The following is a 20,060-nucleotide window of genomic DNA, read 5'->3' as shown; positions in this document are numbered from 1 at the left end:
AACAATAATGTCATGTGATTGACTAAAAAACGAAAAAAAACTGTAATAATTTTTTCATTCATTATAATGTGCGCGAAATTTATACAGGTTTTGTTTTTTTGTGAGGATAATGATGACAAAGTACTCGGTTCCGTTAATGATTGCTGCCACTGCAGCCAGCTTTTCGGCTTTCGCTAATAATGATGACAGTTTAACGGTTTACGGCCGGGCAAATGTTTCGTTTCAAAGTAATGACTATGGTTTTGGTTCAGAAACTGAGGTGGTAAGTAATTCATCACGTTTCGGTTTTAAAGGTGCCAGCGAACTGGAGTCCGATTTAGAAGTCTTTTATCAAATAGAGTTTGGCGTTGATTTAGCCGACTCTGATGATGAAGAAGACGCCGTAACGAATCGAAACCAAGTTGTCGGCCTGCGCGGCAATTTTGGCGAAGTGATGATTGGCCGTTATGATACTTTTTTAAAGGATTCTCAAGGCTCGGTTGATGAGTTTAAAGACTTTGAAGCCGACTTGAAAAGTTTATTCAAGGGTGAAAACCGTCCAGACAACACCTTGACCTATTACTCACCTTCTTATAAAGGCTTTAGTTTCGGGGTTACTTATATAGCGTCAGAAAATGACAATGTTGACGACGGTCTTTCCTTTGGTCTGTTGTACGGTGACAGTAAGCTGAAGAAAACCAATTATTATGCTGCGTTAGCTTTTGATCGTGATGTGAATGGTTATGACGTAACCCAATTAACCGGCGCTACTAAGTTTGGCAAAACCCGAGTCGGTGTGGTTTTGCAGCAATTTGAAACTATTAATGGCTCAAATGATTCTGACGGTTACTTAATCAGCGCTGCTCATCCTTATGCAAACTGGGTTTTTAAAGCACAGTATCAGGCAATAGATGATGACACCGATAACGACGCTTCATTATCTGTCGGTGCCGATTACTTCTTCAGTGGCGATACTCGTGTTTATGCCTGGTACACGGGTCGTGAGTGCGACATCAGCTTGTACTCAACCAAGGGTTGCGGCGCAACGCCAGGTATTGAGCAGGACTTTGTTGCAGTCGGCATTCGCCACGACTTTTCCTGGTAAGCGTTTCCTCTGCAGAAAAACACAAAAGTAGCCTGACACTCTTTGTCAGGCTACACTATAGCGGTCACTCTCAACCTATCTGTACGCTATGATCAACCTCGCCGTATTGGGGCTCTATTTACTTATTGGTTTTATCCTCAAGCGTACCGGCAAGTGCCCGGAAAACAGCGCGCAAGTTCTTAATCTCTATGTTATTTACGCTGCCTTACCTGGCGTTATTTTCAGTAAAGTTCCGGCTCTGGAGTTTTCCACTGATCTGCTAATTCCGGTTGTTATTCCCTGGGTTCTCTTAGCCTTTAGTGCTGTTTTCATATGGTTGTTAGGGCGAGCTTTTAAATGGCCCCGGGAAGTGGTTGGCGCGTTACTTATCTGTGTGCCACTGGGCAATACTTCGTTCTTTGGCTTTCCGATGATAGAAGCCTTTTATGGCAGTGACGCTATTGTCTATGGCCTGTTATACGATCAGTTCGGTTCCTTTTTTGGTCTGGCAATTTACTCGACCATTGTTATCGCCCTGTATCGCGAGCAGGACAATAAACCCACAGTGGCCAGTGTTACCCGTCAAATTGTGACATTCCCGCCTTTTATCGCGCTCATTATTGCGTTGTTAACGAAATCTCTGGTTTATCCGGAAGTTTTTCAGCGGCTTATTGACTCGTTGGCGGTGACTTTAGTGCCGGTTATTATGATAGCCGTGGGTTTTCAGTTGAAATTTCGCCTGCCTAAGGGCAGTAAAACACCATTAACGATAGGTTTATTGACGAAACTGGTTCTAATGCCCCTGATTACCGTTGGCTTATTGTATGGTTTCGGTTTTGACAGCACCCTGGTTCAGGTGACTATTTTTGAAAGTGCTATGCCGCCTATGATCACAGCAGGAGCAGTGGCTATTATGGCTGGGCTGGCGCCGCGTTTGTCGGCGGCTATGGTCGGTTACGGTATCTTGTTTGCCTTTGTTTCCTTGCCCATTGTTTACCAATTATTGCAGTTGCTCTCTGCGCATTGATATAAGAAATTTGACAGAGATGTGTCTAGATTCATAAAAGTGTCATATTCTTTAGTAATAATTGAACCATCAGTTCATATTAGGGAAACAATGCATGTCACGTAGAATTCTAATTGTTGAAGATGAAGCGCCTATTCGTGAGATGTTGAGCTTTGTTATGGAACAACACGGTTATCAAGCTGTGGAAGCCAACGACTTTGACGCTGCTGTCGATAAAATTGCCGAACCCTATCCGGATATGGTGTTACTGGACTGGATGCTTCCGGGCGGCTCAGGTCTGCAGCTGGCTAAAAAAATTAAAGGCGATGATTTTACCCGTAATATTCCTATCATCATGCTCACCGCAAGAGGCGAAGAAGAAGATAAAGTTAAAGGCCTGGAAGTGGGTGCTGATGACTATATTACCAAACCTTTTTCCCCAAAAGAGCTTATGGCCCGCATGCGCGCCGTTTTTCGCCGCGTTGCGCCAACCGTGCTCGACGAACCGCTGGAAGTTGAAGGCTTAAAACTTGATCCGGTATCGCACCGTATTTCGGTCGATGACAAAGGCATTGATATGGGCCCGACAGAGTTCAAACTACTGCACTTTTTTATGACACACCCGGAGCGGGTATACAGTCGTGAACAGCTGCTGGACCACGTTTGGGGCACCAACGTGTATGTGGAAGACCGAACTGTTGATGTTCATATTCGCCGTTTGCGTAAAGCCCTGACCGAACATGGTTATGACCGTTTGATTCAAACGGTTCGGGGAGTTGGCTATCGTTTTTCAAGTCGCTAAGCGCAGGCTGATTTAGTATGGACAGGAACTACTCCAACTGGCAGTCACTGACCAGTCTTGCCTTATTCCTGCTGCCGTTTTTATTTATTGGCTGGCTGTTTGACCTGTTCTGGCCGGTAACGGCTCTGGCCCTATTAGGACTGGTTTGCTGGCACTATTACTACCAGCAAAAGCTTATTAAGTGGTTATGGCAAAGCCGTACCTTAATGCCGCCTTCCGCGCCGGGCAGTTGGTCGTATATTTACGACGGTATTTATCGCTCGCAGCGGCGCAGCCAAAAACGTCGTAAGGCTTTAGCGCGCTTATTACGCCGTTTTCGTGAAGCGGCTGAAGCTTTGCCTGACGCTGCTATTGTGTTCCGTGCTGACGGCGCGTTGTTGTGGAGTAACAAGCTGGCGCAGTTCTATTTTGGTTTGCGTTGGCCGGACGATGCCGGACAGCGGTTATCGAACCTGATTCGGCATCCTGAATTCTATGCCTACCTGAACGCCGGTAATTTTGACGAAGAACTGACGATTCCTTCACCCATTCGCGAAAGCCTGGACATTGAAATTCGCATTATGCCTTACAGCGAAGACCAGTTTCTTCTGGTTGCCCGTGACGTCACTCAGGTAAAACGCCTTGAGAACTTACGTCGTGAGTTTGTGGCTAACGTGTCTCATGAACTGAAAACGCCGCTGACAGTATTACAGGGTTATCTGGAAATGATGGATGAGCCGCAGCAGACGCCACCGGCTATGCTGAAAAAAGCGGTCGAGAACATGAATGCGCAAAGCACTCGTATGGCTAATCTGGTAGATCAGTTACTCACCCTGTCGCGCATGGAAACGCCAAGTAATGATGTCTTTGATCACGAAGTGGATATGCCAGCTTTGCTGGAACAGTTAGAGTCTGAAGCGAAGCGTTTAAATGAAGTGAAACAACATAAAATTGAGTTTGACGTTGCGCCCGTGCGAATTTACGGCAAGGAAAACCTGCTGCGCAGTGCGATGCAGAATTTAATAACCAATGCTATTAATTACACACCCGACGGCGGTGAAATAAAAGTCACCTGGAAAACCGTAGCCGGTGGTGTTGAGTTCAGTGTTAAAGATAACGGTAAAGGTATTGCTGCAGAACACTTGCCGCGCCTTACCGAACGTTTCTACCGGGTTGAGGATGATCGCAACAGTGCCAGTGGTGGCACCGGGTTGGGGCTGTCGATAGTGAAGCACGCAATAGAACATCACAACTCGCAACTAGACATTAATAGCTCGCTGGAAAAGGGCAGCCGTTTCTCATTTCGTATACCGAGCGGGCTATTAGTCAGTTAGTCATAAAATTTTCATATTGTCATAAAGTTGTCACATAACCGTCTTAAACTGACCACAATTCGAAAACAGTTCAATAACCCTTAGAGGTGAATACACTATGTTTCAATCAACTTTGAACAAAACATTAACCGGTTTGGTTGTTGCAGGTTCGCTGGCGTTTAGTTCGTTAGCTGCGGCAACTGACGATTTACCAGAATACGAAAAAGTCAGCGGTTTATCAGGCAATTTATCTTCAGTTGGTTCTGATACCTTAGCTAATATGGTGACCTTCTGGAGTGAAGAGTTTAAGCGCAACTATCCAAGTGTGAACATTCAGGTGCAGGCGGCAGGTTCTTCAACCGCGCCTCCAGCTTTAACCGAAGGTACCTCAAACTTCGGTCCTATGAGTCGCGCAATGAAATCAAAAGAAATTGAATCTTTTGAAAAGCGTCACGGTTACAAGCCGACTCCGGTTCGCGTTGCCATTGATGCATTGGCGGTATTCGTACACAAAGATAATCCAATTGAAGGTCTGACAATTCCTGAAGTTGATGCAATATTTTCATCAACTCGTAAATGTGGCCTGAACGAGCAAGTGAACCGCTGGGGCGACCTGGATATGGATGGTGAATGGAGCAACCGCGACTTACAGCTTTATGGCCGTAACTCGGTATCCGGCACTTACGGTTACTTTAAAGAAGTGGCGTTATGTGATGGCGACTTCCGTTCGAACGTGAATGAGCAGCCAGGTTCAGCGTCTGTTGTGCAGTCAGTCTCTACCTCAATTAATGCGATTGGTTATTCCGGTATTGGTTATGTAACGTCAGGCGTTAAAGCGGTACCTATCGCCAAAGCCGAAGGCCAGGAATTTATTGGCGCGACAGCTGAGAATGCGTTGGCAGGTCAGTATCCATTAGCGCGCTTCCTGTACATCTACGTGAACAAGCACCCGACTAAACCTTTGGGCAAAGCGGAAGGTGAATTCCTGCGCATGATTTTGTCAAAAACAGGTCAGGATATCGTCAATAAAGACGGTTATATCGGCTTACCAAAAGCGGTAGTTGAAGCTGAACTGAAGAAGCTTGGTTTAGATTAATTTAACCTTCTAAAGGAATAGCCGGTAGCTTGCTGCCGGCTTTTTTTATAACTATTACGGCATTATTAAGAAATTATGACAGCGGTGTAACAATACTGTCATATTATTCAACTAAACTGTCTGCAGACTTTTAGTAACGCGTATTCAAACTTGAGGTTTCTGATGGCATCACTGTCAGCTCAACAACTAGCCGCTAATCGGGGCCGATTATTTAAAGATCGTGCCGCACGCTATGGTGTCACCTTAGGTGGTATTATGGTTCTGGTAGCACTGTTGCTTATCTTTTTCTACCTACTCTATGTTGTCCAGCCAATTTTTCGCTCAGTTGACTTAACTGAGCAACAAAGCTTCTCTTTGCCAAACAGTGCCGGTGTTAATGCTGTGGGTATGGAAGAGCAGGCCGAAATTGGTTATCGCCTGATGGACACCGGCGAGTTTCAGTTTTTTGCTTTACAGGATAAAGCGGCTGCTGAGCGCAAAGCCGGTGATATTATTAGCTGGGAGCAGGTTGCCGATAGCGACAAAATTACCAGTTTTGCCAGTAGCCTTCCGGTAAACAAGCAATATGCCTACGGCTTAAATGACGGTTCCGCGGTTGTTCTGCAACCTAAATTCGGGGTCACTTTCGCGGAAACCCCGGAAACCGGTCTAACCGAGCGCACCATTACGCCACGCATTGAGACCCTGAATGATGGCGAACCACTGGTGGTTGATGAGAATGGCGAGGCGCTGGAAAAACTGGCTTACGATACCGATGGCGAAGCAATGCTGTTTGCGGCTGTTCAGGGCGGCAATAACTTATTGATTACTAAGTACGCCGCTGAAGAAAACTTCATGACCGGCGAGGTAACCTTAAAGCCCGTTTTTCATCGCGTCAGCCTCAACGGCAATATTGATGATTTGATTGTCACCCCGGATTTGCGTCAGGTTATGGCTCGTCGTGGTAACCGGGTACACGTCTTTGATGTGGACTTAGCCGGGAACGTAAAAGAGCGCGAACTGATCATTATTGATTCTCGCGAGCAAGGCAATGCAACGGGTATGTACTTGTTGGCCGGCGCCAGTTCGGTGCTCTTAACTCACGACTCCGGGCTTATTTCTCAGTGGTTCCAGGTATCGACCGACGAGGGGCGTGAATACCAGTACATCCGCTCTTTTGACGCAGGCTCTCCGGTTGAGAACATTGAAGTTGAATACTATCGCCGGACCTTTTACACGGTTTCTGAAAATGGCGATTTGGGTATTTTCCACACCACCTCTGAAGCCGATTTATACCGGGGCAAACCGTTAGAAGACAAGCTACAGAATGTCATGGTAGATCCGCGGGCAAATTATCTGATTATGCAAAGCGGCGATCGCTTTAGTGTCTTCGATGTTGATAATGAGCACCCTGAGGTAACCTGGAGCGCTATGTGGCAGGAAGTCTGGTACGAAGGTTACCCGGAGCCTGACTACACCTGGCAGTCGACCTCCGGCTCCGATGACTTTGAATCTAAATTCAGTTTGGTGCCTATTTCTTTCGGTACTATAAAAGCTGCCGCCTACGCGATGCTGTTCGCAGTACCCATTGGTTTAGCGGCTGCGGTTTATACCGCCTATTTCATGTCGCCTTCGGTGCGTAAATACGTAAAACCGACGGTAGAAATCATGGAAGCTCTGCCTACCGTTATCCTTGGTTTCTTAGCGGGTCTTTGGCTTGCACCTGTCATAGAGAGGTACCTGCCCGGGCTGATAGCGGTGCTGTTGCTGGTGCCGGCAACCATCATACTAACGGCATTTTTATGGTCAAAGCTACCGCCGAATATTCGTAACACCGTAACTGACGGTCGCGCTGCATTGCTGCTTATTCCTGTGGTTCTGCTGGTTGGCTGGTTCTCGTTTGGTCTGAGCCCCTGGGTTGAGGAAGTCCTGTTTGACGGTAATGTGCGTGGCTATTTAACCAATGAACTAGGCATAACCTTTGACCAACGTAACTCGCTGGTTGTGGGTATCGCCATGGGCTTTGCGGTTATTCCAACCATCTTCTCTATTGCCGAAGATGCGGTATTCAGTGTGCCTAAGCATTTATCTAATGGCTCTCTGGCATTGGGTGCTACCCCATGGCAGACACTGACTAAAGTCATTTTGTTAACTGCAAGTCCGGGAATTTTCTCGGCGGTTATGATGGGTCTGGGGCGCGCTGTGGGCGAAACCATGATTGTTCTGATGGCTACCGGTAATACGCCAATTATGGACTGGAACATCTTCGAAGGTATGCGCACCTTATCTGCCAACATTGCGGTCGAGATGCCGGAATCTGAGGTTGGTAGCTCGCACTACCGAATCTTGTTCCTGGCAGCTTTTGTGCTGTTCATATTTACCTTCTTCTTTAACACCATTGCTGAATTTGTCCGTCAACGCTTGCGTGACAAATACAGCTCGATGTAATTCCGGAACAGAGGTTTATAGCAATGAATACATGGTTTAAATCCGGAAAGCCCTGGATCTGGTTAACCGCCGGTTCAGTTAGTATCAGTCTGATAGCCGTTATCGGGCTGGTGCTTATGATTGGCTGGCGCGGGCTGTCTTTTTTCTGGCCTTCAGCTATTCACGAAATGTCTATTGAACAGGCTGACGGTTCAACGCGCACGTTAATTGGTGAAATTTATGAAAGCGAGTCGGTGCCAACGTCACGAGTGAGTGACGCAGGCACTATCATGGACGGCTATGAAGAAGAGGAAGTGACTCGTTACCTAATGAAAATTGGTAACCGTGAGTATGTGCCTCTCGATTTTGCCTGGGTGTTAGGGCCTGCGATTCGTGCGGACGAAACGCCAGCTGATCTGGCCGTTATTGAACGAACCAAAGACGGTAACTTTTATGGTTATCCAGTTGCGATTGAGCAGCAGGGGGAGCGAGTTGCGACACAAGGCAACTTGCGTGAAGAGCTGTTTCAACGCATGGAACGAGCGGTAGAGCTTAATGAAGAAGCCATGGCGCTGCAGGAAGGCGAAATAGGTGCGGTTAATTACAAGCTAAACCAGCTCAATCTTGAGAGCCGCAGTCTTGAGCTTGAGGGGAACTTAACTCAGGAAGCCATGGACGACATTGAACGTCGTCGCGAAGAGCTGCATAACGAGTATCTTGAGTATGAAAAAGAGCTGTTTGCACTGCGCGATAAAGCGGGTCGCGATTCACTGATTATGCGCGACATGCGTGGTGAGGAAATAAAAGTACCTATGTATCAGGTGCTGGATGTGAACTTCCCTAACGACATGGGTTTTTTCTCAAAAATAGGGCATTTCTTCCAGCAAATTGGTAAGTTTGTATCTGAACCTCCGCGTGAAGCCAATACCGAGGGCGGTGTATTCCCGGCAATTTTCGGTACCGTTTTTATGGTGCTGTTAATGTCGATTATTGTGACGCCCTTTGGTGTTATTGCGGCTGTTTACTTGCACGAGTACGCGGGTAAAAACGCCGTGACCAAGCTGATTCGTATAGCGGTTATCAACCTCGCGGGTGTGCCATCTATTGTTTATGGTGTGTTTGGTTTAGGTTTCTTTGTTTACATGGTGGGCGGTAGTCTCGACCAGGTGTTTTATCCGGAAGCCTTGCCCAGCCCGACCTTTGGTACGCCAGGCGTTCTGTGGTCTGCGGTAACTCTGGCTATTCTGACTCTACCGGTGGTGATTGTATCGACCGAAGAAGGTTTGTCCCGTATTCCACCCTCGTTGCGCGAAGGTAGTTTGTCTTTGGGGGCTACTAAGTGGGAAACCATTTGGCGCATTGTTCTGCCTATGGCGTCACCGGCTATTATGACCGGTTTGATCCTGGCCGTTGCCCGTGCTGCAGGTGAAGTTGCACCATTGATGCTGGTGGGTGTGGTTAAGTCGGCGCCTATGTTGCCGCTGGACGGAAACTTTCCTTACTTCCATCTGGACAGAAAATTTATGCATCTGGGCTTTCATATTTACGACGTAGGCTTCCAGAGCCCGAACGTCGAGGCTGCCCGGCCGCTGGTTTACGCTACGTCTTTCTTGTTGATAACCGTTATTGTCGGTTTGAACTTAACAGCCATTGGCGTACGTAACCACTTACGTGAAAAATACCGCTCACTTGAGCATTAAAGTTGAGCACGAAAGTTTTGATGAATTAGCGAAAAGGTCTGAACTTATGATTTCGGTAAATCCGAGTACAAGCAACTTAGAAAAGCTGGACTTACACAACTTGCCAGCAGAACAGACTGCTTTAGATATTAAAAACCTGGATCTTTACTACGGTGAAGATCAGGCGTTGTATGATATTTCTATGCGCATTCCGAACAACCGCGTAACGGCGTTTATCGGACCATCGGGCTGTGGTAAGTCAACGCTTCTGCGCTGCATTAACCGCATGAACGACTTGGTTGAAATTTGTCGTATTGAGGGGCAAATTGATATGCACGGCCACAATATTTACGGCAAGAATGTCGATGTTGCGTCACTGCGTCGTCGTGTCGGTATGGTGTTTCAGCGCCCTAACCCGTTCCCTAAGTCTATTTATGAGAACGTGGTTTATGGTCTACGCTTACAGGGTGTAAAAGACAAACGAGTGCTGGATGAAGCGGTAGAAACGTCATTGCGTGGCGCAGCCTTATGGGATGAAGTAAAAGACCGCCTAAACGCCAGTGCTTTCAGTTTGTCGGGTGGTCAGCAGCAACGTCTGGTTATTGCGCGTTCTATTGCCATTGAGCCGGAAATTCTGTTGCTGGACGAACCAACGTCTGCTTTGGATCCTATTTCGACTTTGACCATTGAAGAGCTGATCACCGATTTGAAAGACAAATATACCGTGGTTATTGTCACGCACAACATGCAGCAGGCCGCGCGCGTTTCAGACCAGACAGCGTTTTTGTATATGGGTAAACTGATTGAGTACGCCGATACTGATACTCTGTTTACGACCCCGTCTGAGAAGCAAACAGAAGATTATATTACCGGTCGTTACGGTTAAGGAGAGTGTCATGGATAAGATGAATATGAACAAGCACATTTCCGGCAAGTTCAACGAGGAACTTGAGGCTGTGCGTAACCGTGTATTGAGTATGGGCGGTTTGGTTGAAAAGCAATTGCAGGATGCGTTGCTGGCAATTCAGAAAGGCGACGCCGATCTGGCCGAAAAAGTGCTGAGCAGTGACCACAAAGTCAATAAGCTGGAAGTGCAGATTGACGAAGAGTGCGTACACATTATTGCTAAACGTCAGCCCGCTGCCAGTGACTTGCGTCTGGTTATTGCTATTATCAAAACCATTGCTGATTTAGAGCGTATTGGCGACGAAGCCGAGCGCATTGCTAAGGTTGCGAAAGAAAGCTTTAACAACGACCAGCAACAGCTGTTGGTGAGTCTGGAAAACCTTGGGCAACAAGTATTAAGCATGTTGCATAAAGTTCTGGATGCTTTCGCGCGCATGGATCTTGAATCGGCTTATGACGTGCATCAGCAGGACGAACAGGCTGACCGTCAATATGAAGCGCTGACACGCCAGCTTATGACTTACATGATGGAAGACTCTCGTTCTATTCCAAAAATCATGAATGTTCTATGGTCTGCACGTTCTTTAGAGCGTATTGGTGACCGTTGTCAGAACATTGCCGAGTACATTATCTTCTTTGTGAAAGGCAAAGACGTGCGCCATGTCTCGCCAGAGAGCATGGAACGCACGGTTATGGGTAAAAAAGACTAGAATAAGCGCCGGGCACGAATTGTGCCCGGAATGTCTTTCAGTTGCTGCAATACATCGGCACCGTTATCGCTGTCGATATCCATCACTACGTAACCAACGTTCTCATCCGTTTGTAAGTACTGACCTACCACGTTAATTTCATTGTCACTAATAATGCGGTTAATGGCGTTTAGCATACCCGGCTGGTTTTTATGAATATGCAGCAGGCGCTGCGCTGTTGCGTGTGTCGGCAGGCTAACTTCAGGGAAGTTCACCGCAGACAGGGTTGAGCCGTTATCGGAATAACGCACCAGTTTTCCGGCCACTTCAACGCCAATATTTTCCTGAGCTTCTAAGGTTGAGCCGCCAATGTGGGGGGTTAACAGGCAGTTTTTCAGGCCGCGCAAAGGCGACAGAAATTCATCGCTGTTGCCTTTGGGTTCAACCGGAAACACATCAATAGCAGCGCCGGCTAGATGCCGTGAAGACAAGGCTTCAGCAAGAGCGTCTATATCCACAACCGTTCCGCGCGACGCGTTAATCAGCAGGCTGCCGGGCTTCATGCGCTCAATTTGGCGGCGGCCTATCATCCACTGAGTTTGCTCATTTTCCGGCACGTGCAAAGTGATGATATCGGATTGTGCCAGTAAGTCATCCAACGTGGCTACCGACTGAGCATTGCCCATAGGCAGTTTGTCTTCAATATCAAAGTAACGAATGTGCATGCCCAGCTGCTCGGCCAGAACACTGAGCTGACTGCCTATGTGGCCATAGCCGACGATGCCGAGTATTTTTCCGCGTGCCTCGTAAGACTGCTTGGCTGATTTAAGCCAGCCGCCTTCGTGGGCTACGGCATTTTTTTCCGGAATGCCGCGCAACAACATAATAATTTCGGCTAAAACCAGCTCAGCAACACTGCGGGTATTTGAAAATGGCGCATTAAAAACAATAACACCGTGCTTTTTCGCTGCTTCTAAATCAACCTGATTGGTACCAATGCAGAAGCAACCTACGGCAATGAGCTTTTCGGCAGCGGCAAACACACGGTCGTTTAACTGGCTGCGCGAGCGTATACCAAGAATATGGGCGTCTTTAATTTTTTCGCACAGCTCGTCTTCGCTTAGCGAAGTCTGCAGTATTTCCAGATTATGATAGCCATGATGCCGAAATAGCTGAATGGCGCTTTCATGAACGCCTTCCAGCAGCAAAACTTTGATTTTGTCTTTTGCCAGGGATATCTGCATTAGCCACTTACCTTCAGGGTTTGTACTCCGTCTTCACGAGCAATTAAAGCGATATCAGCGCCGCGCTGGGCAAACAGCCCGTTAGTGACCACGCCGACAATATTATTCAGCTCAGCTTCAAGTTTCATTGGCTCCATAATATCGAAGTTATGCACATCGAGGATCCAGTTGCCGTTGTCGGTAGTAAAACCCTGACGCCACACCGGGTCTCCGCCCAGCTTCACAATTTCTCGGGCCACGTACGAACGCGCCATGGGAATAACTTCAACCGGCACCGGGAATTGACCCAGGCGGCCAACCATTTTGCTTTCATCTGCAACGCAAACAAACTTCCTGGCTACTGCGGCAATAATTTTCTCGCGCGTTAATGCGCCACCGCCGCCTTTAACCATTTGACCGTGCTCAGTAATTTCGTCAGCCCCGTCTACGTAAATGGGTACCTCCACAACCGAGTTAAGCTCAAACACTTCAATGCCGTGCGATTTCAGGCGCTCGGTTGAGGCTTCAGAGCTGGATACCGCACCCTCTATGTCATGCTTTCGTTCGGCCAGGGCATCGATAAAAAAGTTTACCGTTGAGCCGGTGCCGACTCCGACCACAGTGCCGTCTTCAATGTATTGCATAGCAGCTTCTGCTGCCGCTTTTTTGAGTGCATCAGCGTTGCCTGACATGAGCGTTTTTCTCCGTTTGTTTTTTATACGCCAGTATAAGGAATTTGTTGGTTTTTATCGACGTTTCTTTGCTTCAGAAACGCCAGTGTTTTGCCGGTGTTATCACTTCCGGCAATGGAATGTCCCAGCTCTCGACAGGAATGTGCTCAACCTGTTGCTGGTTATAACTTAACCCGATAGGAAATAAATTCGGTCTGTTGCCATTATGCCATTGAGCCAGAGTGCGATCATAATAGCCGCCGCCCATACCCAGCCGGTTTCCGTTTTGATCGAATCCGACAAGCGGCATCAGTAGTATCTGAATGTTCGATAGCGGCACCATGTTCTGTACGTTTAATTCAGGTTCCTGAATACCGTACTTGTTGAGCGTCATTGGGGTATCAGGAGTATAGCGTAAAAACAGCAAATGACCTTTAGCAAAAGGGTGAAGCACCGGCAAAACGGTGTTAAACCCTAGTTGCCACAGTGTTTCAATAACGGGAAAGGTCGGCAGTTCACCGTCAAAACTTTTATATACGGCTACTGTGGTTTGTTCTGGTTGCAGATGACTTAAACGCTGTTGCAGTCTGTTGGCAACCTCGCGCGCCGCCGTCTGTTGCTGTTCGGCGGGTAAATTGCGGCGAATCTGCTGTAACTTGCGTCGGAGATTGTGTCGGGTCATGCTAGAGTCTGCTTTTAGAAAAACGCTGAAGAATGGTCTGAGGATAACCGATGAAAACAATAAAAACGATAGCTTTAGCCATGGTTGCCATGGCTTTTACGGTTGCAGCCTATGCTGTGCAAGCGCCACCTAAAGCCCCGGAACGTGACCGTGGCGAAGGTCCATACGAACGCCTTGTTTTACGTGGCGGCACATTAATTAACGGTGAAGGTGCGCCGCCATTTGGCCCGGTGGATATTGTCATTGAGAACGACCGTATTGTGAATATTGTCAGCGTGGGTAACCCAGGCGTGCCAATTAAGCCGGAAGGGCGGCCCGAAGCGGGCGCTAACGACAAAGAACTGGATGTCAGCGGCAAATACATTCTGCCCGGCTTTGTCGATATGCACGGGCACATTGGCGGCTCGGCAAAAGGCATTCCGGCGGAATACGTGCTGAAGCTATGGTTAGGACATGGTATTACCACCATTCGAGAGCCGGGCAGTTTTAATGGCCTGGACTGGGTTCAGTGGCATGAGAAACGCGCTGCGGACAACCGCATTACGTCGCCGCGAATTATTCCCTACGTTGGTTTTGGACAAGGCTGGGATAAGCCCATTTATAATGGCGAACAGGCACGCGAGTGGGTTCGTTATATAAAAGACCAGGGCGCAAAAGGCATTAAGTTTTTCGGTGCTTCGCGTAAGGTTATGGAAGCGGCGCTGGACGAAGCCAACAAGCAGGGCTTAGGCACTATGATGCATCATGCGCAGCTTAATGTGATGTCAATGAACGCATTAGATTCAGCACGTTCAGGCTTAACCTCAATGGAGCATTGGTATGGTTTGCCGGAAGCCTTGTTTGAAGAGCAGCGCGTGCAGGACTACCCGGCAGATTATAATTACAACAACGAACAAAACCGTTTTGAAGAAGCCGGGCGCTTATGGAAGCAGGCGGCAGAGCCGGGCTCTGAAAAATGGAACGCGGTGCGTGACGAACTCATTGAACTCGACTTTACCATTAACCCCACCTTAACCATTTACGAAGCCTCGCGTGACCTAATGCGTGAGCGTCAGGCCATTTGGCATGACGAATATACTCTGCCCCGGTTATGGGACTTTTTTGAACCCAGCCGCTATGCGCATGGTTCGTACTGGTTTGACTGGACCACGGACAACGAAATTGCCTGGAAAAAGAACTATCAGAAATGGATGACGTTTTTGAAGGACTTCCATGAAAACGGTGGCCGTATTACCACCGGCTCGGATTCAGGCTACATCTACAAAATTTATGGCTTTGGTTACATCCGTGAACTGGAATTACTGCGTGAAGCGGGTTTAAACGCGTTAGAGGTTATTCATGCTGCCAGCCTGGCAGGTGCCGAAGCACTGAATATGGAAGACGACATTGGTTCAGTGGCCATTGGTAAAAAAGCCGATATGGTCATTGTGAACGAAAACCCGATGGACAACTTTAAAGTGCTGTATGGCACCGGGCATTTTAAACTGGATGATAATAATCAGCCAATGCGTACCGAAGGTATTCAGTATACCATTAAAGACGGTATTATTTTCGATGCTCAGCAACTGTTGCAGGACGTTAAAGCCATTGTTGCTGAAGAAAAGGCGGATCGCCAAAAATGAGGGTGGCTTCCCAAGGTGCCGCTGCTGGCTGTAGCCCTTGAACCCATTGGTTCAAGGCGGGGAGCAAATGGTATCTGCCGTAGGCTTCCCGGTTCAAGCCGGGCTTGCTCATGGCAGGCCAGTGATCCCCTTTTAATACAAGCATCGGCTCAGGGACATAAGCCTGCTGGCAAACACCCCAGGAAACCGCAAAAGGGTTTACATTGTTGCTTTAGGTTAACCGTTAACGATTACGTTGTGAGCGTTGCTCACTCATAGCCTGTTCAATGGTTGCCTGAAGCAACTGAATTTTCTCTTCCAGTTTAGCAGTTTTTGCAGACTGTTCATTTTGATCCTGAATCCATTCATGACACAAATTCAGGGCTGTCATTACTGCTATCTGTTCCACATTGGTCAGTTGGGTCCGTTCTTTGGTTTCTTCAAGCCTTTCATTAAGCGCATCCGCCGCTTGCTGTAACGCACTCTCCTGCCCAATGGGGCAAGCGACCTTGTAATTACGTTCCAGCAATTTTATATCCATGGTTTTTGCGGTCATTCAAAGACTCCTTGCAACTGACTCAACAGCGTTGATAACGGCATTATGGCATGAGCTACCGGTGTTTGTCAGCTAGCGATTACGTAAAGCCAGTGTTAGGATTAGGGCAAGATTAACCAAAGGCAGAATGTGAATGTCGACTCGTTTTAATTATGACCGTTTAGTTGAGCTTTACGCACAATACGATATGACGCCAAGTGCGTCGGAAGTGCAGGGCATGTTAACCGGGCTAATAGCCACCGGTAGTGACGCCAAAAGCAATGAATTAATGATATTAATGTCAGACCTGGCATACGACGGCCAGGGCTTGCCCGTCGAGCTGGAGAACTTGCTGCAACAGCAGGCCGAAGAAATTGAACACTCGCTGGGCGATGAAGATTTAGGCTACCGCTTGTTGTTACCTGAAGACACCACACCGTTGTCTGACCGCTTAAGCGCACTGGCTGGCTGGGTTAACGCCTTTTTAGTGGGCTATGGTGTTAATCAGGAAAATATGACCAACTTAAGTGGTGACTTAAAAGAAGCCATTGAAGACATGGTCGAGCTGGCAAAAATAGAATTTACCGATGACGGTGATGAGGAAGAAGAACGAGCCTACACCGAAATTGTCGAGTATCTGCGTATTTCAGCCATGATGTGTTACACCGAGTTAGGCCGAAAAGAACAGCCCGCGAACCAGCCGCCTAAAACTTTACATTAATTACTGACGGAGTTGAGGTCGTTGATGAAAGACGTTATTCCGCAGGACGAATTTAACCAGCGCCGGCAGCAGTTATTGCAATTGTTGCCGCCAAACTCACTGGCACTGGTTGCAGCCAGCAGTGAAGTTACCCGTAGCAACGATACCGAGTTTCCGTTCCGGCAAAACAGCGACTTTTTCTATTTAACCGGTTTTAACGAACCGGACGCTGTATTGCTGCTGATCAACGACAGCAACCCACGCAGTGTTTTATTCTGTCAGGACAAGGACCCGAAGCACGAAGTCTGGCATGGCTTGCGTCTGGGTTATGAAAATGCCGTTGAAGCCTTAGCTGTCGACAGCGCAGAAGACCTAGATACCTTGCCCGAGCGCTTACCCGAATTGTTGCAGGGCATTGAATCGGTTTTTTACCCCATGGGCGAAGACTCAATGCTGGCCGAGTTAGTCAGCGAGGCTCGTGACGAAGTGAGTGTTAAAGCCAGACGAAGCGGTAAGCTGGCGCCTCAAAGCTTGTCTGATTTACGGCCTGACCTGGACGCCATGCGTTTAATTAAGTCAGCCGCAGAAATAGCGGTAATGAAAGAAGCGGCACGTATTAGCACGCAGGCGTTTCGTCGCATTATGCGTTTTGTCGAAGACGGTAAACACGAGTATCAGGTAGCGGCGGAGTTGCATCACGAGTTTGCTATGAACGGCGCTTTGCATCCGGCGTATGGCATTATTAGCGGCGGCGGTGCAAACGCCTGCATTTTGCATTACACCGACAACCGAGACGTTCTGCATGACGGCGATTTACTGCTGGTGGATGCCGGTGCGGAATATCAGGGCTATGCCGCCGATATTACCCGCACCTTCCCGGTGAATGGAAAGTTCAGTGAGCCACAGAGCATACTTTACAATTTAGTGCTGAAAGCCCAGCAGGCCGCCTTTGCTGAAATAAAACCCGGCAGTAACCTGGTTAATGCGAGCGAAGCCGCAGCGCGGGTCATTAGCGACGGTCTGACGGAGCTTGGTATTTTAACCGGTGACGCTGAAGAGAACTTCAAAGAGCAGCGCTGGAAAACCTATTTTATTCACGGGTTAGGCCACTGGCTGGGTCTGGACGTTCACGATGTGGGGCGTTATCGCAACAGTGAAGGCGAGCCGGTTTCCTTTAAGCCCGGCATGGTGCTGACGGTAGAGCCGGGCATTTATATTCCGGAAGACGCCGAGGTTGATGAAAAGTGGCGCGGCATTGGCATTCGTATAGAAGATGACCTGGTAGTAACAGCCGATGGCTTTGACAACATGACCGCGGGCGTACCAAAAACCATTGAAGAGATTGAAGAATGGATGAAAAGCCAGTAACTCAGGCTGATGTGGTTATAGCCGGGGGCAGCTTAGTGGGTGCCTTAACCGGCTTAATGCTGGCGCAGCAGCGGCCGGACTGGCGTATTGTGGTGTGTGAACCGCGAGCCGAAGGTCCGCCTGCCGACAAACGCATTATTGCGCTGGCAGCTGCCTCAGCAAAGCGGTTACAAAGCCTTGGCGCGCTCGATGGCATTGACAGCACGCCAATAAAACACATTCACATTTCGGATCGCGGTTTTGCGGGAGCCGCCGAATTGCATGCGGAGTATGAAAAGGTTGAAGCCTTAGGCCGAGTTGTTTCGGCTTCAGAGCTGGTGAATAACTTGTACCTCAGTTGCCAGCAGCAGCCTAATTTAAACTGGTTGTCCGGTGTGCGACTGGAGTCACTGCAACAGCAGCAGGATTACGTGGAACTCACTCTGGATAACGCACAGAAATTGCAGGCCAAATTGCTGATTGGCGCCGACGGCCAGAACTCGTTAGTGCGCGAACAGCTAGAATTAAAATCCGATACCTACGACTACGGTCAGTTTGGCTGCATTGCCACCTTAGACATGAAACAGCCCTTAGATGGCTGGGCTTTTGAGCGTTTTACCGAAGCCGGACCCATTGCTTTGTTGCCTATGCAGAATTCGCAGGCCTCATTGGTGTGGAGCTTTACCGAAAAGCAGCGTGAAGCCGCCGAACAATGGTCAGATACCGAATTTTTACACCGTTGTCAGCAGGCCTTTGGCTACCGCGCCGGTTTATTCTCTGGTGTGTCAAAACGCGTTTTTTATCCGCTTATTTTACGCCGGGCTAAACGCTCAACCCATCACCGCAGTGTTATTATTGGTAACGCCTCGCATGCCTTACACCCCATTGCCGGGCAGGGGTTTAATCTGGGCCTGCGGGACACCGAAGTTTTATGTGAAGTACTGGCAACAACCGATGACCCCGGTAATTTCCGCGTTTTACAAGGCTACGAGCAGAACCGCGAACGCGACTATCAGGCCATTATTAAGCTGACCGACGGCCTGGTGCGTGGTTTCTCCAACCATTATTTACCCACCGTTGTGGGTCGCAATAGTGCGCTGATGTTACTGCAGCATTGTTCGCCGCTGAAATCCGCCTTTGCACGCTTAACCATGGGGATGAAACCATGACCATGAAACGCAAAAAGTTAGATGTTGTGATTGTTGGTGGCGGCATGATTGGTCTGAGCCTGGCGATACGCCTGGCTCAACAGAACCGGCGAGTGATGGTGCTGGAAAGACATTCGCAGCCTGAACTTTCTGAAGAGCTGGCTTTACGGGTGAGCGCATTGAATGATCGCAGTCGCAGCGTATTAAAAGACTGCGGAGCCTGGCCTTTAGTGCAGGAACACCGAAGCGGCCCCTACCAGAGCATGCAAGTGTGGGACAAAGACAGCCCGGCACACATTGAGTTTTCAGCAAAGGAAATTAACGCCGAAGATCTAGGCGCTATAGTTGAAAACAACGTGGTGGAGCATTTTCTGTGGCAACGTGCCGAGCAGGCAGGTGTTGAGATATTGCAGACGCAGCAGTGGACAATGGTTCACGGCGGCGATGAGTCTCACCCCGCAGAAATAGAAGTTGGTGAGTGGTTACTGTCAGCTGATCTTATAATTGGAGCTGACGGTGGCCGTTCGAAAGTGCGCCAGTATGCTGAATTACCAATTTCCTTCTGGGACTACGGGCAGCAAGGCATTGTGGCCAACATTCGCACCGAACAACCGCACAATGGCGTGGCTCGTCAGGTGTTTTTACCTACCGGGCCGCTGGCGCTTTTGCCAACGCCTGACTCCCATACGGTTTCCATTGTCTGGTCTGCCGATGAAGCTCTCGCCAGAAACTTGCTTAATGAGCCCGCTGAGCGCTTTGCTAAACAGGTGGAAACAGAGTCAGGGCGGGTATTAGGCGGTTGCGAGTGTGTTTCTGATATAAAAGCCTTCCCGCTTAGAATGCAGTACGCTCGCCAATGGTATCAGCATCGTATTGTTTTGGCTGGCGACGCGGCTCACACCATTCATCCGCTGGCCGGGCAGGGCGCAAACTTAGGTTTTGGTGACGTGAAAGCCTTAACCGAGAAACTTGAGGGTGTGGATTTATCCTCGCTGGCGCAATTGCACCGCTCGCTGAGTACGTATCAGCGCGAGCGCAAAGCCGACACTCAGTTAATGATAGCCGCAATGGAAACGTTCAAACGCGGTTTCGGCACAGCAAACCCAGTAGTAAAAGGCCTACGAGCCCTGGCTTTCGCACTGCCAAACAAACTCACCTTTTTAAAACGCAAGCTAGCCGAAGTGGCTCTGGGCTAGGTGGCGGTGGTTGCTACA

18 protein-coding genes and 1 other RNA gene are annotated in these 20,060 nt (G+C 48.6%); 14 read left to right on the top strand and 5 right to left on the bottom strand.

Going from position 1 to position 20,060, the window contains the following annotated elements:
• The first annotated feature begins 109 nt into the window (after window positions 1–109).
• The 9 genes from IL_RS10855 to phoU all read left to right on the top strand — a co-directional run bounded on the left by IL_RS10855 (window position 110) and on the right by phoU (window position 10,960).
• Window positions 110–1,084, top strand: coding sequence for a porin (locus IL_RS10855; protein WP_231378591.1), 975 nt, complete (start codon window positions 110–112; stop codon window positions 1,082–1,084).
• A gap of 88 nt (window positions 1,085–1,172) precedes the next feature.
• Window positions 1,173–2,090, top strand: coding sequence for an AEC family transporter (locus tag IL_RS10850; RefSeq protein WP_011235340.1), 918 nt, complete (start codon window positions 1,173–1,175; stop codon window positions 2,088–2,090).
• Between the two features lie 94 nt (window positions 2,091–2,184).
• Entirely contained in the window at window positions 2,185–2,871 is a 687-nt protein-coding gene (gene phoB / locus IL_RS10845; protein WP_011235339.1) for a phosphate regulon transcriptional regulator PhoB, read from the top strand.
• Window positions 2,872–2,888: 17 nt separating this feature from the next.
• Entirely contained in the window at window positions 2,889–4,184 is a 1,296-nt protein-coding gene (phoR, locus tag IL_RS10840) for a phosphate regulon sensor histidine kinase PhoR (protein ID WP_011235338.1), read from the top strand.
• Between the two features lie 97 nt (window positions 4,185–4,281).
• Window positions 4,282–5,259 carry a PstS family phosphate ABC transporter substrate-binding protein gene (locus IL_RS10835; RefSeq protein WP_011235337.1) on the top strand — a complete coding sequence of 326 codons (978 nt, stop codon included), beginning with the start codon at window positions 4,282–4,284 and terminating at the stop codon, window positions 5,257–5,259.
• Window positions 5,260–5,421: 162 nt separating this feature from the next.
• Window positions 5,422–7,686, top strand: coding sequence for an ABC transporter permease subunit (locus IL_RS10830; RefSeq protein WP_011235336.1), 2,265 nt, complete (start codon window positions 5,422–5,424; stop codon window positions 7,684–7,686).
• Window positions 7,687–7,709: 23 nt separating this feature from the next.
• On the top strand, window positions 7,710–9,365 hold the full coding sequence (gene pstA, locus IL_RS10825; protein WP_011235335.1) for a phosphate ABC transporter permease PstA: 1,656 nt from the start codon (window positions 7,710–7,712) through the stop codon (window positions 9,363–9,365).
• Window positions 9,366–9,411: 46 nt separating this feature from the next.
• Complete coding sequence (gene pstB, locus IL_RS10820) at window positions 9,412–10,230, top strand: phosphate ABC transporter ATP-binding protein PstB (RefSeq protein WP_011235334.1); 819 nt, start codon at window positions 9,412–9,414, stop codon at window positions 10,228–10,230.
• A 10-nt stretch (window positions 10,231–10,240) separates the two neighbouring features.
• Window positions 10,241–10,960 (top strand): phosphate signaling complex protein PhoU, encoded by a 720-nt coding sequence (gene phoU, locus IL_RS10815; protein ID WP_011235333.1) that lies wholly within the window; start codon window positions 10,241–10,243, stop codon window positions 10,958–10,960.
• Here the strand turns inward: phoU and serA are convergent.
• The 3 genes from serA to IL_RS10800 all read right to left on the bottom strand — a co-directional run bounded on the left by serA (window position 10,957) and on the right by IL_RS10800 (window position 13,515).
• Window positions 10,957–12,183, bottom strand: coding sequence for a phosphoglycerate dehydrogenase (serA, locus tag IL_RS10810; protein ID WP_011235332.1), 1,227 nt, complete (start codon window positions 12,181–12,183; stop codon window positions 10,957–10,959). The two genes, phoU and serA, sit on opposite strands and share 4 nt — an antisense overlap.
• A complete protein-coding gene (gene rpiA / locus IL_RS10805; protein WP_011235331.1) occupies window positions 12,183–12,854 on the bottom strand; it encodes a ribose-5-phosphate isomerase RpiA in 672 nt (223 codons plus the stop codon). Before rpiA ends, serA begins: the two co-directional genes overlap by 1 nt.
• 73 nt (window positions 12,855–12,927) lie before the next feature.
• Window positions 12,928–13,515, bottom strand: coding sequence for a 5-formyltetrahydrofolate cyclo-ligase (locus IL_RS10800; RefSeq protein WP_011235330.1), 588 nt, complete (start codon window positions 13,513–13,515; stop codon window positions 12,928–12,930).
• A gap of 50 nt (window positions 13,516–13,565) precedes the next feature.
• Here IL_RS10800 and IL_RS10795 point away from each other — a divergent pair, with 50 nt between their 5' ends.
• Window positions 13,566–15,137, top strand: coding sequence for an amidohydrolase family protein (locus tag IL_RS10795; RefSeq protein WP_011235329.1), 1,572 nt, complete (start codon window positions 13,566–13,568; stop codon window positions 15,135–15,137).
• 3 nt (window positions 15,138–15,140) lie between these two features.
• Here IL_RS10795 and ssrS read toward each other — a convergent pair.
• Together ssrS and zapA are read right to left on the bottom strand one after the other, a co-directional pair.
• A non-coding RNA gene (gene ssrS, locus IL_RS13675) (6S RNA) lies at window positions 15,141–15,325 on the bottom strand.
• A 35-nt stretch (window positions 15,326–15,360) separates the two neighbouring features.
• On the bottom strand, window positions 15,361–15,672 hold the full coding sequence (gene zapA / locus IL_RS10790) for a cell division protein ZapA (protein ID WP_011235328.1): 312 nt from the start codon (window positions 15,670–15,672) through the stop codon (window positions 15,361–15,363).
• Between the two features lie 133 nt (window positions 15,673–15,805).
• Between zapA and IL_RS10785 the strand changes: the two genes are divergently transcribed.
• From IL_RS10785 to IL_RS10770, 4 genes are read left to right on the top strand one after another with little or no spacing between them, the layout of a single operon-like run.
• Window positions 15,806–16,372 (top strand): UPF0149 family protein, encoded by a 567-nt coding sequence (locus IL_RS10785; protein ID WP_011235327.1) that lies wholly within the window; start codon window positions 15,806–15,808, stop codon window positions 16,370–16,372.
• A 24-nt stretch (window positions 16,373–16,396) separates the two neighbouring features.
• Entirely contained in the window at window positions 16,397–17,719 is a 1,323-nt protein-coding gene (gene pepP, locus IL_RS10780) for a Xaa-Pro aminopeptidase (RefSeq protein WP_011235326.1), read from the top strand.
• Window positions 17,701–18,867, top strand: a complete 1,167-nt coding sequence (ubiH, locus tag IL_RS10775; protein WP_011235325.1) for a 2-octaprenyl-6-methoxyphenyl hydroxylase — start codon at window positions 17,701–17,703, stop codon at window positions 18,865–18,867. Before pepP ends, ubiH begins: the two co-directional genes overlap by 19 nt.
• Window positions 18,864–20,042 (top strand): FAD-dependent oxidoreductase, encoded by a 1,179-nt coding sequence (locus IL_RS10770; protein WP_011235324.1) that lies wholly within the window; start codon window positions 18,864–18,866, stop codon window positions 20,040–20,042. Before ubiH ends, IL_RS10770 begins: the two co-directional genes overlap by 4 nt.
• The last annotated feature ends 18 nt before the right edge of the window (window positions 20,043–20,060 follow it).

Origin of the sequence: Idiomarina loihiensis L2TR, assembly GCF_000008465.1 — a bacterium.
Taxonomy (GTDB): Bacteria; Pseudomonadota; Gammaproteobacteria; order Enterobacterales; family Alteromonadaceae; genus Idiomarina; species Idiomarina loihiensis.
This window is presented reverse-complemented; position numbering and strand designations above follow the sequence as displayed.

What these genes read in the sequence shown, in the direction of transcription:
- rpiA (WP_011235331.1), bottom strand. Translation starts at nt 12,854, where the DNA reads ATGTCAGGCAACGCTGATGCACTCAAAAAAGCGGCAGCAGAAGCTGCT.
- IL_RS10800 (WP_011235330.1), bottom strand. Translation starts at nt 13,515, where the DNA reads ATGACCCGACACAATCTCCGACGCAAGTTACAGCAGATTCGCCGCAAT.
- IL_RS10785 (WP_011235327.1), top strand. Translation starts at nt 15,806, where the DNA reads ATGTCGACTCGTTTTAATTATGACCGTTTAGTTGAGCTTTACGCACAA.
- IL_RS10830 (WP_011235336.1), top strand. Translation starts at nt 5,422, where the DNA reads ATGGCATCACTGTCAGCTCAACAACTAGCCGCTAATCGGGGCCGATTA.
- IL_RS10855 (WP_231378591.1), top strand. Translation starts at nt 110, where the DNA reads ATGATGACAAAGTACTCGGTTCCGTTAATGATTGCTGCCACTGCAGCC.
- IL_RS10795 (WP_011235329.1), top strand. Translation starts at nt 13,566, where the DNA reads ATGAAAACAATAAAAACGATAGCTTTAGCCATGGTTGCCATGGCTTTT.
- IL_RS10850 (WP_011235340.1), top strand. Translation starts at nt 1,173, where the DNA reads ATGATCAACCTCGCCGTATTGGGGCTCTATTTACTTATTGGTTTTATC.
- serA (WP_011235332.1), bottom strand. Translation starts at nt 12,183, where the DNA reads ATGCAGATATCCCTGGCAAAAGACAAAATCAAAGTTTTGCTGCTGGAA.
- phoB (WP_011235339.1), top strand. Translation starts at nt 2,185, where the DNA reads ATGTCACGTAGAATTCTAATTGTTGAAGATGAAGCGCCTATTCGTGAG.
- IL_RS10770 (WP_011235324.1), top strand. Translation starts at nt 18,864, where the DNA reads ATGACCATGAAACGCAAAAAGTTAGATGTTGTGATTGTTGGTGGCGGC.
- IL_RS10835 (WP_011235337.1), top strand. Translation starts at nt 4,282, where the DNA reads ATGTTTCAATCAACTTTGAACAAAACATTAACCGGTTTGGTTGTTGCA.
- zapA (WP_011235328.1), bottom strand. Translation starts at nt 15,672, where the DNA reads ATGACCGCAAAAACCATGGATATAAAATTGCTGGAACGTAATTACAAG.
- phoU (WP_011235333.1), top strand. Translation starts at nt 10,241, where the DNA reads ATGGATAAGATGAATATGAACAAGCACATTTCCGGCAAGTTCAACGAG.
- pstB (WP_011235334.1), top strand. Translation starts at nt 9,412, where the DNA reads ATGATTTCGGTAAATCCGAGTACAAGCAACTTAGAAAAGCTGGACTTA.
- phoR (WP_011235338.1), top strand. Translation starts at nt 2,889, where the DNA reads ATGGACAGGAACTACTCCAACTGGCAGTCACTGACCAGTCTTGCCTTA.
- pstA (WP_011235335.1), top strand. Translation starts at nt 7,710, where the DNA reads ATGAATACATGGTTTAAATCCGGAAAGCCCTGGATCTGGTTAACCGCC.
- pepP (WP_011235326.1), top strand. Translation starts at nt 16,397, where the DNA reads ATGAAAGACGTTATTCCGCAGGACGAATTTAACCAGCGCCGGCAGCAG.
- ubiH (WP_011235325.1), top strand. Translation starts at nt 17,701, where the DNA reads ATGGATGAAAAGCCAGTAACTCAGGCTGATGTGGTTATAGCCGGGGGC.